This window comes from Lysinibacillus sp. EB271-A1-10B (assembly GCF_058791335.1).
Map to the genome: position 1 here is coordinate 38,916 of NZ_JBYTDL010000028.1, position 17,085 is coordinate 56,000.

At 34.5% G+C, this 17,085-nt stretch carries 17 protein-coding genes and 2 pseudogenes; 12 read left to right on the forward strand and 7 right to left on the reverse strand.

The window, feature by feature from the left end; translation table 11 throughout:
* Positions 1-83 precede the first annotated feature (83 nt).
* The gene (locus AC3WSK_RS23340) at positions 84-929 is read left to right on the forward strand and encodes an MBL fold metallo-hydrolase (protein WP_492414733.1); all 846 of its coding nucleotides are present in this window, start codon (positions 84-86) and stop codon (positions 927-929) included.
* Between the two features lie 183 nt (positions 930-1,112).
* On the opposite strand, the gene AC3WSK_RS23345 is transcribed toward AC3WSK_RS23340, so the two are convergent.
* Positions 1,113-2,522: a sodium:solute symporter family transporter gene (locus tag AC3WSK_RS23345; protein ID WP_427482386.1), complete on the reverse strand. Its 1,410-nt coding sequence runs from the start codon at positions 2,520-2,522 to the stop codon at positions 1,113-1,115.
* The gene (locus AC3WSK_RS23350; protein WP_427482388.1) at positions 2,522-3,838 is read right to left on the reverse strand and encodes an aspartate aminotransferase family protein; all 1,317 of its coding nucleotides are present in this window, start codon (positions 3,836-3,838) and stop codon (positions 2,522-2,524) included. Before AC3WSK_RS23350 ends, AC3WSK_RS23345 begins: the two co-directional genes overlap by 1 nt.
* 280 nt (positions 3,839-4,118) lie before the next feature.
* Between AC3WSK_RS23350 and AC3WSK_RS23355 the strand changes: the two genes are divergently transcribed.
* From AC3WSK_RS23355 to AC3WSK_RS23370, 4 genes are all read left to right on the forward strand, one after another.
* Complete coding sequence (locus AC3WSK_RS23355) at positions 4,119-5,018, forward strand: LysR family transcriptional regulator (RefSeq protein ID WP_492414731.1); 900 nt, start codon at positions 4,119-4,121, stop codon at positions 5,016-5,018.
* A 255-nt stretch (positions 5,019-5,273) separates the two neighbouring features.
* Complete coding sequence (locus tag AC3WSK_RS23360) at positions 5,274-5,822, forward strand: PadR family transcriptional regulator (protein ID WP_079561352.1); 549 nt, start codon at positions 5,274-5,276, stop codon at positions 5,820-5,822.
* Positions 5,823-5,886: 64 nt separating this feature from the next.
* On the forward strand, positions 5,887-6,582 hold the full coding sequence (locus tag AC3WSK_RS23365; RefSeq protein ID WP_240518266.1) for an ABC transporter ATP-binding protein: 696 nt from the start codon (positions 5,887-5,889) through the stop codon (positions 6,580-6,582).
* 11 nt (positions 6,583-6,593) lie between these two features.
* Positions 6,594-7,304, forward strand: coding sequence for an ABC transporter permease (locus AC3WSK_RS23370; protein WP_492414728.1), 711 nt, complete (start codon positions 6,594-6,596; stop codon positions 7,302-7,304).
* A gap of 206 nt (positions 7,305-7,510) precedes the next feature.
* Here AC3WSK_RS23370 and AC3WSK_RS23375 read toward each other — a convergent pair whose 3' ends face one another.
* The gene (locus AC3WSK_RS23375; protein WP_492414726.1) at positions 7,511-8,710 is read right to left on the reverse strand and encodes an alpha/beta hydrolase fold domain-containing protein; all 1,200 of its coding nucleotides are present in this window, start codon (positions 8,708-8,710) and stop codon (positions 7,511-7,513) included.
* 412 nt (positions 8,711-9,122) lie between these two features.
* On the opposite strand from AC3WSK_RS23375, the pseudogene AC3WSK_RS23380 reads away from it, so the two are divergent.
* Positions 9,123-9,636 (forward strand): annotated as a pseudogene (locus tag AC3WSK_RS23380) (VOC family protein).
* Entirely contained in the window at positions 9,629-10,006 is a 378-nt protein-coding gene (locus AC3WSK_RS23385) for a VOC family protein (protein ID WP_079561356.1), read from the forward strand. Before AC3WSK_RS23380 ends, AC3WSK_RS23385 begins: the two are co-directional and overlap by 8 nt.
* A 161-nt stretch (positions 10,007-10,167) precedes the next feature.
* Here the strand turns inward: AC3WSK_RS23385 and AC3WSK_RS23390 are convergent, their stop codons facing one another.
* The 4 genes from AC3WSK_RS23390 to AC3WSK_RS23405 form a co-directional block, all read right to left on the reverse strand.
* Positions 10,168-10,428 (reverse strand): AraC family ligand binding domain-containing protein, encoded by a 261-nt coding sequence (locus AC3WSK_RS23390; protein ID WP_492414724.1) that lies wholly within the window; start codon positions 10,426-10,428, stop codon positions 10,168-10,170.
* Complete coding sequence (locus AC3WSK_RS23395; RefSeq protein WP_492414722.1) at positions 10,383-10,535, reverse strand: hypothetical protein; 153 nt, start codon at positions 10,533-10,535, stop codon at positions 10,383-10,385. The genes AC3WSK_RS23390 and AC3WSK_RS23395 overlap by 46 nt, the downstream gene beginning before the upstream one ends.
* A gap of 24 nt (positions 10,536-10,559) precedes the next feature.
* Entirely contained in the window at positions 10,560-11,474 is a 915-nt protein-coding gene (locus AC3WSK_RS23400) for a class I SAM-dependent methyltransferase (protein ID WP_492414720.1), read from the reverse strand.
* Positions 11,475-11,622: 148 nt separating this feature from the next.
* A complete protein-coding gene (locus AC3WSK_RS23405) occupies positions 11,623-12,309 on the reverse strand; it encodes a DUF421 domain-containing protein (RefSeq protein ID WP_492414718.1) in 687 nt (228 codons plus the stop codon).
* A gap of 265 nt (positions 12,310-12,574) precedes the next feature.
* Between AC3WSK_RS23405 and AC3WSK_RS23410 the strand changes: the two genes are divergently transcribed.
* From AC3WSK_RS23410 to AC3WSK_RS23430, 5 genes and pseudogenes are all read left to right on the forward strand, one after another.
* On the forward strand, positions 12,575-13,402 hold the full coding sequence (locus AC3WSK_RS23410; protein WP_427482400.1) for an aminoglycoside adenylyltransferase domain-containing protein: 828 nt from the start codon (positions 12,575-12,577) through the stop codon (positions 13,400-13,402).
* Between the two features lie 263 nt (positions 13,403-13,665).
* Positions 13,666-14,224: pseudogene (locus AC3WSK_RS23415) on the forward strand (cysteine hydrolase family protein).
* 172 nt (positions 14,225-14,396) lie between these two features.
* Complete coding sequence (locus tag AC3WSK_RS23420) at positions 14,397-15,215, forward strand: alpha/beta fold hydrolase (protein ID WP_079561362.1); 819 nt, start codon at positions 14,397-14,399, stop codon at positions 15,213-15,215.
* Positions 15,216-15,239: 24 nt separating this feature from the next.
* A complete protein-coding gene (locus tag AC3WSK_RS23425; protein ID WP_079561363.1) occupies positions 15,240-15,812 on the forward strand; it encodes a DUF1697 domain-containing protein in 573 nt (190 codons plus the stop codon).
* Between the two features lie 408 nt (positions 15,813-16,220).
* Positions 16,221-16,964 (forward strand): amidohydrolase family protein, encoded by a 744-nt coding sequence (locus AC3WSK_RS23430; protein ID WP_427482403.1) that lies wholly within the window; start codon positions 16,221-16,223, stop codon positions 16,962-16,964.
* Positions 16,965-17,085 lie beyond the last annotated feature (121 nt).

Here is a 17,085-nt window from a genome sequence, read left to right on the forward strand (position 1 = left end):
AACCCATTTTTTTCTTGCTATATCTTTACTGTATAAAGGAAAAATATGATTGTCTACAATTCAATGAGGAAGTAGGGATTTCCATGCATGAAAATATGCACTATGGTAGCGACTTTAAATATATTCCTGCGACATCAATTTGGAGTGGTGATGGTGTAGAAGTTTTGCCTGATTTATACCAACATACGATTCAAATTGTTAATATTGTACTCTTCGGTGAACCTCATAAGAGAGAGTTCGTACTAATTGATGCAGGCATGCCAAAAAGTGCAAAGGAAATTATTTCGATAGCCGAGGAGAGATTTGGATCAAATAGCCGACCTAAAGCGCTAATTTTGACGCACGGTCATTTTGATCATGTTGGGGCGATAATTGATTTAATTGAACACTGGGGTATGCCGGTTTATGCACATTCTTTAGAATTACCTTATTTAACAGATATAAAAAATTACCCTAAACCTGATCCTAGTGTAAATGGTGGCCTACTAGCAAAAGTTTCATCCATTTTTCCGAATGAAGCGATTAACTTAGGAAACAGAGTTGAGGCACTTCCTTCGGATGGTAGTATTCCATTTATGGGTGGTTTTCGTTGGATTCATACGCCGGGTCATACGCCAGGACATATATCATTATTTCGTGAAGAGGATCGAGCATTAATTGTTGGAGATGCATTTGTTACGGTTAAACAAGAGTCGCTCTACAAAGTGTTGCTACAAAAAAAGGAAATTAGCGGGCCGCCGCGATACTTTACGACGGATTGGCAAGCAGCTTGGGATTCTGTAAAAAAATTAGAGGCTCTAAAACCTTCAGTAGCTATTGCAGGACATGGATTACCAATGAAGGGGGAAGAGCTTACGAGAAATTTGCATAAGTTAGCTAGTGAATTCGAGCAGATTGCTTTACCTAATCACAGCAAATTTCTGAATTAACATAGTAAAGGTCACTTTGCATGATGGAAGAAAAACTAGGGATGTCATGATGCCGAAGAAATTCTTTATGAAAATACTTTTTGATATTCATAAAAAAACTGCATCTCCAATTGTTAGATGTGTTTAACTTTTGGAGTGCAGCTTACATTGAGTTTGTGTGAAATTGGTATTTTCTATAAATGTTCACTTGTAAATTGTTGTATTTTTTTTGTTCATCTCAATGTTATTTTCGGGAATAATAAGCGTGAAACCTACAATAACGACGAGTCCAGTAATTAAACCATAAATAATTGGTAGTGTAGAAGTAATGCCAAAAATTATAAATGAAATAAAGATAACTAGTGAACTAGCAATTATAGAGTAGAAAGCAGCTTTACTTGTTACACGTTTCCAATAAAGGCCGACGATAAGAGGTACGAAGATAGCACCTGATAAAATTGCGTAGGCCATGTCTAATGCCACTAGTATGTTTTGAATCCATACAGAGAAAATGATGGCTAAGACACCTAAGCCAAGGATGACCATTCGCGATGTATTGATGATATCTCTATCAGTCATATCTTTTTTTACGTACACCTTAATAATATCGTTGGTGATAAGTGTCGCAGAGGCAAAAATAGCTCCTGAAGCATTTGACATAAGTGCAGAACAAACACTAGCTAGAACAAGTCCCAACAAGCCTGGTGGAAGAATTTCTAATGCAAGACTAGTAAAAGCAGATTGAGTTTCCCCTAGATTTGGAAGTAGGACAAGTGCACACATACCCACTATACTTAGTACTAGACCATATAAAACACTGTATACACCAGCTGAAATAGCACTGCTTTTCGCTACCTTTTGACTTCTCGCTGTAAATACACGCTGCCAGATGTCTTGAGAAACCATTAAACCAAAGAAGTACAATAAAAAGTATTGGAAGATTCGGTCCCAGCCGATATTTGTAAGGCTTAGATGCGCTTCTGGCACACTACTAAATAGAACTGTTAATCCTCCGACACTGTTTACGCTAAACGGGAACATAATGAAAAATACACCGATAGTCATGACAATAAATTGTATAATATCGGTTAAGGTAATACTCCACATACCCCCTAAGATAGTATAAAAGAGCACGATCCCTCCGCCAATAATCATAGAAGGAATAAGGGCCCAGCCTAGTAATACGTGAATAACATTTCCCATACCAATTACTTGTGTTACGACTACCATCAGGGTATAGATTGCAGTAACAATCGCACTAATAAGCTGAGTTCCTTCACCAAAGCGCTTTCCTAGTAACTGACTAATAGTAAAAACCTCATACCCACCAATTTTATTAACGACGAAAAGACCCAAGGCAGCTATACCAAAGCCCATCATCGAAACAAACCAAAGACCAGAAACCCCATAATCATAACCTAATGTCGTTGAACCCATCGTAGCTGCACCACCAATAATAACAGCTGCTAAACAACCAACGTGGCTGTAATACCCTAGACGACTTCCTGCGAGGACAAAATCTTTTTCTGATTTCGCTTTTTTAATTCCGATTATTCCTACAATTATTAAGGCACCAAAATAAAGAACAAGAACGAAAGTATCCAATATATTCATTAATACACCCCCGAACTTAATTCTAATTCGTATTCAGTAATTGCTTCGTCTAGCAAGGAAATTCCTAAGTCTAAATGTTCTTTATCAATATTTAATGGGGGCATCATTCGAATTACTTCTCCTTTATTACCGCTTAAATAGTAAATAACCCCTTTATGCAGACATTTCTCTAGGATATTCATTAACCCCTTACCATTGGGTTCTTGGGTTTCTGGATGAATAATTTCAATTCCTAACATCAAACCAATTCCACGAACTTCACCAATCGTGTGATGTTTTTCTTTTAAGAGTATTAATTTATTTAATGCATAGTCACCTAATATTCTTGCATTTTCTACTAAACCTTCATCTTCAAGAACGTCAATTGTAGCGCATGCGGCCGCACATGCGATAGGATTTCCACCAAATGTAGTACTATGACTTCCAATTGTCCATTGTTCCATTAATTCCCTTGAAGCTACTGTTGCGCTAAGGGGTAGTCCGCTGGCAATTCCCTTTGCAATCGCCATAATATCAGGGATCACATCAAATCGATTTGCTGCAAACCAGTCACCAGTTCGACCAAAACCAGTTTGAACTTCATCAAAGATTAATAATATTCCGTAGCGGTCACAGATTGCTTTTATTTTTTGTAACCATGCTTTTGGAGGGATAACATAACCGCCTTCTCCTAGAACAGGCTCTAAAATAACAGCTGCCACTTCATCTGGAGACACTTGATGATTAAATAAACGTTCAAAATCTTTTTCAACGCGTTCTGACCAATATTCATCATGGTTTAAACCTGCTGGTGTTTCCGTTAATTGAGCATATGGTAATTGATATGTCATGTTCGCTCCGACTGGTAAACTCTTTCTGTATTTACTTTTTGATGTAGTGAGGCTTAAGGCTCCCATCGTTCTTCCATGGAATCCTCCAAGGAAAGAAACAACGTAAGGTCTCCTAGTTACATGTCTTGCTAATTTTACGGCACCTTCAATTGCCTCTGCTCCACTATTTCCGAAGAAAAAACAATCTAATGACTGTGGAAGAATCTTTCTCAATTTCTTAGCTAATAGAATAATTGAATCGTAATTTATAATACCAATAGGACCATGAACTAAATAATCAACTTGATTTTTAATCGCAGTAATGACCTTGGGATGTCTGTGCCCTGTATTTTCTGTAGCTATACCAGAAGTAAAGTCTAGATACTTTTTACCGTCGACCCCTATATAAAATAATCCCTCCGATTTAACTACCTGTAAATTTGGAAAATCCTTCGCCATTGTGGGCGCTAATAAGCCTTCTTCATTTATGTTTTTCCAATCAATCATAAACTCATCCCCATTCCGTTGGTGTTGAAAGAATTTTCTCTTAATTCAGAAAATACGTCAAATGCCTACTATAAGAAATATTAATAGTTAAAAGATTGTTGATAAATATTATTTGAAATGGGATTCCTAAAATTGTAAATAGCTAAAGAGGAAATTAATTGGAGTTAAATACATCTCATTTTCTTAAATGGAAGTAGGAGAATTATTACTTTATAATGGAAATACATCTTTGGAGAAAATTCATTTTGTGGGAATAAGGGGAAAGTAGACGGTGATATAGATGGAACTAAGGAATTTAAAAACCTTTCAAGTAGTCGCAGAAGAATTAAATATCACAAAGGCTGCCAAAAGATTAGGATATACACAGCCAACTATTACGTTACAAATACAGTCTTTAGAAAAAGAACTGAATCACACTCTATTAACAAGAGTTGGTAAAAAGACGTTGCTAACAGCTGCTGGAAAAAAGTTAAAAGACCATGTCGATAGCTTATTTATCTTTATAGATAAGTTAGAAAAAGACATGGAAGAACTACATGGACCTTCTGGCATTCTGACGATTGCTGCCTCAGAATATTATTGTACGCAACACCTTTCGCCGATTGTAAACGCTTATTTGGAAATATACCCGACTGTGAAAATAAGCCTTCTACCACTAAACAGTGTACATGCTATCAAAAGTGTACGAGACCATGTGGCAGATATCGCCATTATTGCGAATGAGTGTAATGATATCGATATCAGTAAAACTTTTTTAGAAGAGGAAAAGGCTTTTTTAGTTGCTTCGTCTGAAATTTGCAAAGAAAGAAGTTTTCATGAAATTATAAGAGAAGCTACTTTTATCTCCTATGACTATCATTGTAGTTTCAGCAATATTATAGAACAATACTTCAAAAAAGCAGATTTTCAACCTCAGTCCACTATTATGGTTGGGGGAAGTGATGAGATGATTAAGCGTGCCGTGTTGAACGGAACAGGCTATGCGATTTTAGGTCAAAATGCTATTGAAAATGAAATACAGGACGGTTCGATAACGATCCTCCAACATGTTTCAGAATCAATAATTACATCAGCTATAAATTTAAAAGTTCGCTCAGATGAACCGAATATACTAACGTTTCATGAATTTTTACAAAACGCCTGGCCAGTTAGCGATAACCTTAAAGAATCATTAGGTTAATTTGCAAAAAAAGGGAATTAGAAAATAGGAAATAAATTTTTTTAAAAAAAGAGCTGTAGCAAATAAATTTGCTACAGCTTGAATTGGTACATGCCCCTTTGATGGCGCAATATGATATATTCTATCATAAAATAATTTATTATAGCGAATTTAGATTTTTCCGACATTAAAAAAGAATTATAAAGATAATTGACAAAAAAATCAAAAAACGGTATATTCAACTTATTCAACGTTGAATATAAAAAGGTGATTATTATGACAAGGCTATTAGTTCTTGCAATGTTGGGGCTAAAACCAATGACTGGCTATGATATTAAAGTAATGCTTGAATTAAATGACGCTGAACGATGGGGTGGTGTGCTAATCGGCTCTATCTATAATGCTTTAAAGAAGCTTGAAAAAGATGGCTACATAGAGGTGGCTAGCATTGAATCCACAGGTCATAGACAAAAAGCAATTTACCAAATTACCGAAAAGGGCAGGGAGCATGAGCAAGAATTAATTATCGAGGCTCTTGAAAAATCCTCTGTAGTTTACCCTACAACTTTGTATTCTGGTGTATCCTTTGCATTTAAACTGCCAAAAGCTAAAGCTGTGGAAGCATTAGAAAAGCAGAAAAAAATTTTAGAGCAAGAAGAGCAGGCTATCAATGCTGGCTATGAGGCGAAATTGATTGCTATGCAAGGAGAACTGCCAGCATTAACACAACTAGCATTTGATAATATGCTAGAAATTGTGAAAGTGCAGACAAAATTTGTACATCAAGCTATTGATATTATGAAAAAAAATAACTCCCTCGAATGAGGGAGTTAAAAAATACCTACATGATCAACGTTGAATATACAACAATAAGTAAAGGAGAGAAAAAGTGAAAAAATTAATTAGCGCTAGTCAATTAATGAAAAGTTATAAAACTAGATGTGTCGTTGATCATATAGATGTTGATATTAATGAGGGGGAGATAGTAGCTTTAGTGGGCACAAATGGTGCTGGTAAAACAACAACTATCGGTATGCTTCTTGGCATTATTCCTCAGGACAGTGGAGCAATTAAATACTGGACATCTGAATACAAAAAGGAAATAGGTACGCAGCTTCAAACAACACCTTTTTTCGAAGGCTATTCTGTAGAGGATAATCTGAAATTATTTGCTGCATTTTATGGAGTTTCGCTAACAAAAATGCTGATAGATGAAAAACTTGCAGCTTTTGATTTATTGCAAGTGAAAAAAATGCCTGCTATTAAACTGTCATTAGGACAGCAAAAGCGCCTGGCAATTATCGTGACAACTTTGCATAATCCTAAACTTGTGATTTTGGATGAACCTTCTGCAGGATTAGATCCAAGAGGACAACGAGAAATTCAACATATCATTAAACGTTTAAAAGATAGCGGGGTTTCCGTCTTATTTTCTTCCCACGATATGTTGGAGGTAATGAATGTGGCTGACAGAGTGTTGATGATGCATCATGGAAAAATAATTGCAAATGGTTCACCTGATAGTTTAATGGAGCACTACCAAACTCAAAATTTAGAAGAATTATTTTTTGAATTGACAATGTGAGGAGTGAGAAAATGAAGGCTGTTTTCGTATTAAATTTGAAATCGAGTATTAAAGATATGTATTTACTATTTTGGTCAATATTAATGCCATTTGCTGCGATTATTGCGCTAAGGTTATTTGTACCGAGCTATGCAGGAAATTATGTAGAAGGAATCATTGCTGTGAGTGTATTTTTTTATTCGTTTATGACCACTGCTTTTATAGCGTTATCGCAAAGAAAAAGAGGTGTCTATAATTTACTTCACGCTACACCTATGCCTTTATGGAAATATATCATTAGTATTTCGAGTTCGTGGGCAATAGTTGCCATTATTTTATCTTATATCGTGCTTTTATTTTCTATCGTTATCAATCCTCTAGATATATCTTTTAATACATTCTTATATATGACACCGATTATTTTAATAGCCTCATTAAGTTTTGTTTTTTTAAGCTTTTTTTTATCAAGTCTCGTGAAGAACGAGGGACATTTAAGTATGACTGCCAATGTACTGATGATACCAATGTTACTTTGTAGCAATGCATTTTTTACAATGGAAAAGGCGCCAAACTTTATACAATATATTAGTCTGATAAATCCATTCGAATGGTTTTTAAATGGGATTAAAGCTGCATTTATAAATAACTTTAGTACATGGGGAGAATCTTTATTCCTTTTAATAGGATGCTTAGCATTGACACTTATTATTTCATTAAAAACATTCAAGTATAGTGACCAATAATTGTTCAAAGCAAATTATAGTTAAAAAACGTAAAAAAAGTAATGACCAGAACTCGAGATGGAGTCTGGTCATTTTGTTATTTGCTCCAGCATGCACAACAACTCGGTGGTGGAGTCCACTACAGGCAGGTTACTTCATTACGTTTTTTGCTTAACAGGGGTGCTCTTTTAGATGTCAACTTTATCTACAATTTTTTCTGTAGCATGTTATTTGTTATATTTCTGAAGGAATGTCTTGAGCTTCTCGAACGTAATTTGGGTATTCAAACTACCTAGTACTCCATCATAAACATGTTCAGCTTTCGGAAGATAATAGATCTCATGAGGAACATGATTCATTGAAAGTTCCTTGCCCAATATTTTAGCTTGTTCTGTTGGGACAAGACTGTCGCTCGTGCCTAAAAACATAATGGTAGGTGGTGTGTGTTCTCCAATATAATTGATAGGAGAAAGCTTTTGATAACGATCAGGAAATTGTGAAGGTGTGCCCCTTATATACTCTTTCATAACATTTTGCACATAGCCCGGACTCGGGTTATTCTCATAAAATTTTGTCATATCTGACGGTCCATAAAAATTTATCACAGTATTAATAGGTACTGATGGTACATTGGTGGACGGTAGTAAAGTTGTGTCTCCTATACTATAAGCAGCGAGCATAGCTAGATTTCCACCTGCTGAATCACCCATTAAGTTTATTTTTTTAGGATCAATTTTGTAAGTATCCGCATATTCTACTACCCATCCTATTGCTGATTTCACATCAGCTACCTCATCTTTCCATCCTGCTTGGGGTGGCATGCGATAGTCTATATCAAAAACAGTAAATCCTAATTCACTTAACCATTGATTCAAATAAGGGGCACTCGCTTTACTACCCTCAACCCATCCGCCTCCATGTACCTTTATAACAGCTGGAGTACGTGTGTTTTTCAATTTTTCATTAGCTGGCCACATATCAAGCTTTAACTCAACGCCATCTGTAGTTTTTCCGTATACGATATCTTTTGTAAACTTTGATGATATTTCTGTTTTGTAAAAAAAGTGAGAGTAAAGTGAAACTTGAACATTTTCTTTTTTAGCATAGTTCTTCATTTCCATAATTGGCTCCACATTTAGAAATACATTTATTATCAATAGCGGAATCAACATGAATTGAGCGATTTTAGCTTTCTTCCATAAAGCAAGTATTAATAGCACTATGATAAAAAAGGTTAAGATTAATAAAAACCATGGAGAGTACAATGCAAGCGTTCCAAGGAAACCAATTACACTAAGAATATTAGTTGTATGAAAAATGGCATACGTAATCATGGCAGTAAGAAGTGTTAGTACTACTGAAATGCCTGTTAATAGCCACTGCAAAAAACCTTTAGGGCGCCATAAGGTTAATTGTTTTTGTTTCATATTTCAAAATTCCTCCATACTAAAGAATAAATTTTATCTTCGACAGCACACATCTTTCTATGAATCAAATACACTTGGATATTAAAGTGCCTTATACAATTCTCTTTCTATATAATATATAGAGAGAATCAATTTTATATTTGTAAAGAGTTAATCTACAGAAGAGGGAATACTCATTCGAGTTAATGTATGGGGAGAATCTTTACTGTTTTTATTGGGTTGCCTAACTTTGACACTTAGCATTTCATAATGACCAGAACTCGAAATTGGGTCTGGTCGTTTTAGACTGTAGACAAACACAACTTCAAATCAAACTTAGCATTTTGTCAGGATGAAATTGTAGCACAGGCGTAAAAGGATATAAAGGTAGAATGTGGGATAATTTACCAGAAAGATTCAAGAGGGCGAGTAGATGGGTGAAAAGTTAATTAGAATAGGAACTTCATATATTCCAGTAGCAATGTAGAACGGTCATGTGAATGGTATGTAAGTAACTGGGGGCAGAACGCTGTTACCAGAATAGTGATAAGGCAATTGATAATTTTGCCAATCAACGTTTTTTTCTTGTGAAATCCATGAACAATCAAAGCTCAAATTTTATTGACGATTAAGTGCATTAGAGACTATTCGTAAACGTTTTAACTTCTTTCAGCAGGTGTTCAAACACCTGCTGAAAGAAGTTAAAACCTCCGGCGGATATCACGGTATTGGAAAGGAGTTTTTTGTGCAAGCACAAAGCCGATTCCGGACGCAATTATGCCGAGACAGAATTGATCGATAAAGGAATTAAAGTTGAAGGAATTGAAAATAGGGGCCATGCGGGAAGAAATTTTGTTTTTTATGATGTAGACGGAAATAAGTTTGATGTGTGGAGTGAGCTGAGCCGTATTTTTAAAGAAAATTATAAGGGGGGAAAGTATGAGTAAACCTATATTAAAAGGAGTAGAAGCAATATTTATTCCAATTAAGAACCCCGAACTATCTGCAAAATGGTACGAGGAGAAACTAGGATTTTCTCTTTTATACTTAGAGGAAGGTGCTGCAGTAATGAAAATTGATGCAGAATCTCAAACTGTTGTTTGTTTAGTAAAAGTAAAAAATCATTTACCACTAAATTTCCCAGAAAATTATTTTGGGGTAGGGAAGTTCTTTAATTTTATTACACAAGACATTGAAGAAACATACCAATCATTAATTGAAAAGAATGTTAAAGTTAATGAAATAGATGGAGAAGGTGAGACGAAATTTTTTACCTTTTATGATCCAGACGGAAATCCACTGGGAGTTTGTCAATAAACTATAGAGAAACACTATTAATTGAATAGTAAATTTAAAGAGGGTCACCTATAATAAGTGACCCTTAGTAACAAAGCTTGGGAGGTGTAAGACTAAACCATCTTACATTACTAAAATATGATAAGATGTTATTCTTGCATAGTTAATTGCCTGAGAAATATTCAGAAAATATCGACAACCAACTTTAGAGGCATGAAAGCTGCGGGATTTAAGTGTTCAGATTCTATCACGATGCCAGTTAATCCTTTATCCGATTTTGTTTCATGCCATTCGTCCTTCTCCCAAAAAATTGCGTCACCAGGCTGGACTTGAAAATATTGCTCTTGTTCATTTTTTACAAATCCTTCTCCCTCTATAATTAAAAGAAGCTGGGGAACTACTGATGATAGCCAATTAAACCGTTTTCTTCTAAATACATACATCCGATACTAGCTGATGCTTCAGTGTTGATAATTCGAGACATAATAAAATTTGACTTAAATTGAGTTATATTTTTGCCGTTTTCTTTAGACAATTGATAAATTTTCATTTGATGACTCCTCCAAACTTCAATTTACTTTTTCACAGCATGAATGTAGTGAATTGTTTCAAAGGCTGTTAAATAATCTTCTCGATTGTCAAAATAAAGTTCATTAATTGTATTTGGAGATAAATGCTCATAAATTAGCAAGCCTAAGTTTTCTAACATTTTTTCCATTTCTTTATAAGTAAAACATGATTTCATTGGTTCACCACTAGCTGCAGCCATTTTCACCATATTATCTACTCGATTTGAAATTCCTTTTTCAGTAAATAATTTTTCATCTGCATAATCTAATACGATGGAACTTCCAGACGGTACATTGGCAAACAAATGTTTAAGTAAGCTTGACGTTTCCTCTTTCGTTAAATAATAGGAAACACCTAGTAGACTAAAGAACGTTTTTTTATTGTCGAAGCCGTTATCCGTTAGATGTTGATAGGAAAACTTTTTGGTGAAATCCATGGAAATGTAATGTACATTACTTGGCAGCGTTATTTCAACTTCAGTCAATCTTTTCTTTTTAAACTCCTGTGTTGCAGGATGATCAATTTCAAAGATTTCTAAAATGTTTTCAAATTCAGGGTGTCTTAAGCTAAATGTGTCTAATCCTGCTCCGAGTATGACATATTGCTGTAAACCTAACATGACTTCATTGTGCACAACTTTTTCGCAATATGCTGCACGTGCCAAGGGCGTAGGGGAGAGGTGAGTTTGCACTATCCATTTTAATAACTCTTCAGTTTGTCCATTTAGTTTTTCTGCGATTTCTTTGTTAAAAAACTGGATGCCTTGAATCATATTTGTTTGAATGTCAAGGAACTCTTTTTGTGTGATTAACTCTTTTGCTAGATAGTCATCAAAAATTTTAGGGGTATCGAATTGACTATGATAAGCTCTACTAAAAGCTGAGATTAATGAAGTTAAACTGGATTCACCTTTGTTCATGCAAATACACTCCTTCAAAAAAAAATAGGATTCCCCTGGCCAGGAGAATCCTATTGTACAAATAAATATAATAAAAGTAAATTATTGCATAAAAAAAATTTTTTGTCAAGTTTTAGGTGCTTGGAAGCAACTGAATAAGAAAATCATCTTATTCAATTTTTTGGATAAATATGTTGCCGTCTGGTTGAATTTCTGCATATAAAACTTCTTGGATTGTTTTAACATTTGCCTTTTTTAATTCGTTATCTAGCCATTCTCTACTTTTTCCAACTTCCAGTAAATTTCGTGGCAATAGCTTCCCATCTGTGATGATTTCAATTGGGATAAAAGACGGAGCTGAAGGATAGATACTTAAATCAGTCTTTTGAGTGCTTTGAAATTCAGGCTTTCTCAGAATACTAAGCATGCCATTTGGTTCTAAAATAGCATAGTCAATTTCTGTAATCGAGAAAACTTGATATTGTCTAATCATCATCGTAAGGTCATCAAGATTAATTTTAGTGTTAGCTAAAGCTTTTCTATCTATTTTTCCTTTTTTAATAACAATTGTCGGTTGACCGTCAAATAATGTTCTTACTTTACCTGATTTTAGAGCGATGTAACTAATTAAAGTTGTAAGCGCACACCAAACAATTAAGCTAATTAAAAATTTTATGAATACAATTGTTTTTAATATTACCATATTGGCTGCAATGGAACCGATTGTAATACCAGTTACGTAGTTAAAGAAGGTTAAGTGACTTAATTGTTTTTTACCTAAAAACCTCGTAAGTGTCAGAAGAACAAAAAAGGTAATAACCGTTTGAACAACTACTTGTAAATACCCTGTGTACAAATTCCCCCACTCCTTATCTAATTCCTAGAATACCCAATGAATTTTTATAAGATACACTATATTAGCTCTTCATCATAATGTAGGGTTGATTTCCGGTCCGGCAGCATGCTTTTCTAAGGCGTCCAGTCTTATCGAAAATCAAACGGAAATTGGTTTGAAAAAATTGCATCTCTGATTTAAGGTTTAATCACATTATTATCAATAATTGTAAATTAGTCAGACGTTTTGGTAATATAAGTATTATTTGATGAAAAGGAGAGTTTATATGGATTCTAGAATTCCTATTCCGGTTCAAACAGTTTTAAATGAATATTTAAGCCTATTTCAAAATAAAATACCGAATATACTTGAAGGGTTTTATTTACATGGTTCAATTGCTCTGAACGCTTACATAAACGGCTCTAGTGATATCGATTTTGTAACAGTTGTAAACAGAACATTAACAGAAGAAGATGCGAAAGTAATATCCGACCTTCACAAAGAATTAAATCGAAAATATAAGGAAATAGGGATGGATGGAAGTTATATACAAGTTGGAGATGTCGGAAAGAAACAGAGTGAGGTAAAGGGCTGTCTAAAGGTAAATGAAGGCAAAACAAATTGGGGTAATGATGATATTAACCCAATCACTTGGTGGGTTTTAAAAAATAAAGGGATTACCGTTTTAGGGCCGGATATAGCTACTTATAACTTCAGTGTAGATGAAAGAGTGCTGGTTAATTATGTTTTGCAAAACATGAACAGTTATTGGGCGAATAGATTGAAAACGATGGAAAAATATAAAACTATGGCATTTGTGATACCAAATAAATTAGTTGATGAAGAAGTAGAATGGTCTATTACTGGGATGTTACGACAATTTTATACATTAACAGAAAATGATATTGTTTCAAAAGTAGATGCTTGTAAATTTGCGATACATCATTTACCTGAAGAATTTCATAAAGTTATTAACGAAGCTATTGCTATTCGAGAAGGTTCAAATATACGTTATTATAATTCGAAAAAACAACGCATTGATGATACGGTTCAATGTATGGCATACATACTTAATCATAGTAATAGTATCAAGGACATGTGTCATCATGATTAAAGTTGGAGGATGACATTTGATAAAACTGATTAGAGTGGAGACCGACGCCTTCAGTTGGATCAACCACATGTTTTAGTGATAAGCATGAAAAGTTCCATTTTATCAGCTATTATCTTTTTGGAATAAATGGTAAAATTAATTAGTCTTAAATGACAATTTCATTTAGGGGGTAGATAGTATGAATAAAAAATATGTTAGCGTGATAAACAAAAAGGGGAAACCGTCTAACTACTAGTTTCCTCAAATTGGAGGGGGAAAATTATTTGAATCAGGCATTACTTATTATTGATGCTCAGCAAGAATTATTGGATGGCAATGAGAAAGAAAAAGCTGTTTTTAATAAAGAACTACTTATTAGGAATATCAATTTAGTCATTGATAAAGCAAGGAATTCCAATGTTCCAGTTGCATTTGTAAAGAGATCTTGATGTTGCGGAAGGTAAAGGGAAAGGATTCGAAATTCATAATGGTATTAATGTTCCTCATGAAGCAAAGATTTTCGATAAGAAAGCAACGAATTGTTTCCATGGGACTGAACTTCTAAATCATTTGCAATCACAAGAAATTACACATGTAGTTGTGATGGGCTGTTCGACGCAGCACTGCATTGATAGTGCAGTAAGAACGGCGACTATTAGTGGTTTTGATGTCACGTTAGTTGGTGATGGGCATTCAACTGCGGACAGTGATGTTTTAAGTGCAGAACATATTATCAAGCATCATAATCATACACTGCATGGTCATTACAATGTCGAACACTTTTCTGTTGTTAGAAATTCAGAAGAAGACTTGTTTCAACCTACTCATGATTCATATAGGTAAGAAAATTATCTAAAGGCACTCATCTGGGTGTCTTTTCTTTTTATTACCTTTTTTCATATCGTAATATTCTTATTCTGCTATTTCTAAATGAATTTGTAATCCAACAGAAAGAGCAAATTTTAGTTGAGTGAAAAGAGCGATATGTTTGTAAGACAAAGTAGGAGGATATTTTATGCCAAAAGTTAATGCGAACAATATCAATATACATTATGAAATTAGAGGACAAGGGACGCCCATATTGTTTTTGCATGGGAGCGGAGCATCATGGAAAATGTGGGAGCCTCAATTTGAAGCATTTTCTTCACACTATCAAATGATTCTGCCAGATTATAGAGGACATGGTGATACAACAAAGGAATTCCCGAATAATAAATATGATCATCATATAATTGTGGAGGATATCAAATGTTTTTTGGATGTACTAGGAATTAGCAAAATTCATGTTGTCGGTGTATCACAAGGTGGTCAATTGGCTACGCTACTTGCAATAAAATACCCGACTTACGTGGATAAGCTTGTAGTTTCTAATAGTTATAGTGAGATGCCCACAATCGCGGCTAGCTGGGTACTGTCACTATCAAACTTTATATTTAGTCTACTTCCATACCACACAATTATAAATATCATGATGAAATTTTATAAAGAGGAGCCTTATACTCAACAGATTTTAAAAAAGTCTTTTTCGATTGATAAAAAGATGTTGCTTGCAATGAAAAAAGCACCATTCCCTACTCATACAGATCAATTGTATAGGATACAGTCACCTACGCTTGTAATGGGAGGCGAAGGGAAAGTTATAACAGGCGTTGATGAAGGGAAGGGATCCCGAACTATTTTTAAACATATTCACAATGCAAAATTAGCATTATTCAAAAATGCATTTGATCCATTAAGTACGATGCGCCGAGATATTTTTAATGAGATGATTATTGATTTTCTAGAGGATAAGCCTACGAAGCAATATAAGGATGTAGCTATTAGTAGTAAATAAAATATAAATGGAAAGGCGGATAGTATGACCATATATACAGCATTACTTAGAGGAATTAATGTAGGCGGGCATAATAAAATAATTATGGCAGAATTAAGAAATTCTCTTGAGCAATTAGGATTACATAATGTGAAGACATATATCCAAAGTGGAAACATCCTTTTTGAATCAGATGAAACTGAGGAGCTTTTACAAACGAAAATTCACGATAAAATTAAAGATGATTTTGGGGTATCGAGTGTAGTTGTCATTAGGACAGCAGAGGAAATACGGCAAATTATTAGTCAATTACCTTTTTTAGATGAGGTGATTTCAGAAGCGCAACTTTTATGTAAAGGGGAATGTTTGCATGTTGCTTTGCTGCCGTCAGCTCCTTCGAAAGTCAATAGTGATAAGTTTTTATCCTATGCAAACGAAAGAGAACTCTGTGTCATAAATGGAAGGGATGTGTATCTTTTATTTTATGATAGCATTCGAAATTCCAAACTAGGCAATAATCTAAAAAAGCTTGAGATTCCAGCAACTGTCCGTAATTGGAAAACGCTCATAAAGCTCTCGAGTATGGTCGAAGAAATCAAACATATGAAGAGTGAATAAAAAAGCTCTTTAGTATGCATTCGTATATTAGGATTTACAAAAATGTATAAAATCAAAAAAAGACTAGGTATTCAATTATTTTTTGAATTGACAGCTTAATAATGAGTACCCATAAATCAAAAGATTCGACATTAATAAGAATAATATGGTAAACTAGTAATGTCATGGTTAACAAATGAACACGCATAAAGAAAGCTAGGTATTCACAATTTTTTTGTGAGCCTAGCTTTTTTGTGTTGATGAATTGTAAATATAAAAATCAATAAGCTAATCTGAACTACATCTCAAATATATCATTTAATGACTCGTACATTCTGATTGATAAGATAAAATTATGTATTTGTATAAAAGAACATAATTTTCTTTTATGTTGTATATCTGTTAATGTTAAAGAAAGGGGGCGGTAAGATGAGAATTTTTGATGCACACTTTCACATTATTGATTTTGATTTTCCGATTACTGAAAATCAAGGATATGTACCACCTAGCTATGTTGTAGAAGATTATCAAAAAGAAACTGCGACTTATCCTATTGTAGGTGGGGCAATTGTATCCGGTTCTTTTCAAGGTTTTGATCAAGCATATTTAGTGAATGCTTTAGAGAAAATGGGATCTGCATTTTGTGGTGTTACACAGCTTCCATTTTCGGTGACCGATGATGAGATTATCGATTTACATAATAAAGGTGTACGCGCACTCCGATTCAATGTGAAGCGCGGCGGCTCGGAAGATTTATCGAAGCTCGATTACTTTGCGAGACGTGTATATGATTTAGCTGGCTGGCATAGTGAATTATATATTGACGCAAAAAGTTTGCCAGAAATTGCACCAACGATTGAAAAATTACCGGCGATTTCAATTGATCATTTAGGACTCTCTGAGGAAGGCTTACCTCATTTGCTGCGACTCGTAGAAAAAGGTGTACGAGTAAAGGCGACAGGTTTTGGTCGTGTAGAGCTCAATGTAGAACATGCGTTGAAATCAATTTACGCTGTCAATTCAGAAGCGTTAATGTTCGGTACAGACTTGCCGTCCACACGAGCAAAAAGACCTTTTTCTTATGCAGATATTGAACTGATTCAAGAGTTGTTTGATCCAATTTCAGCGGAAAAAATTCTTTATCAAAACGCGATGAATTTTTATTTCAAGTGAGTTTTTTTGAAACGCTTAAGAAATCGCTAATTGCCTTTCACATCAATGAAGTGACCCCTAAAAGTTAGACACGGTTATTTCATTAGGCAGCTTGAGTAAAATGAGTTCGGTATTGAACCGG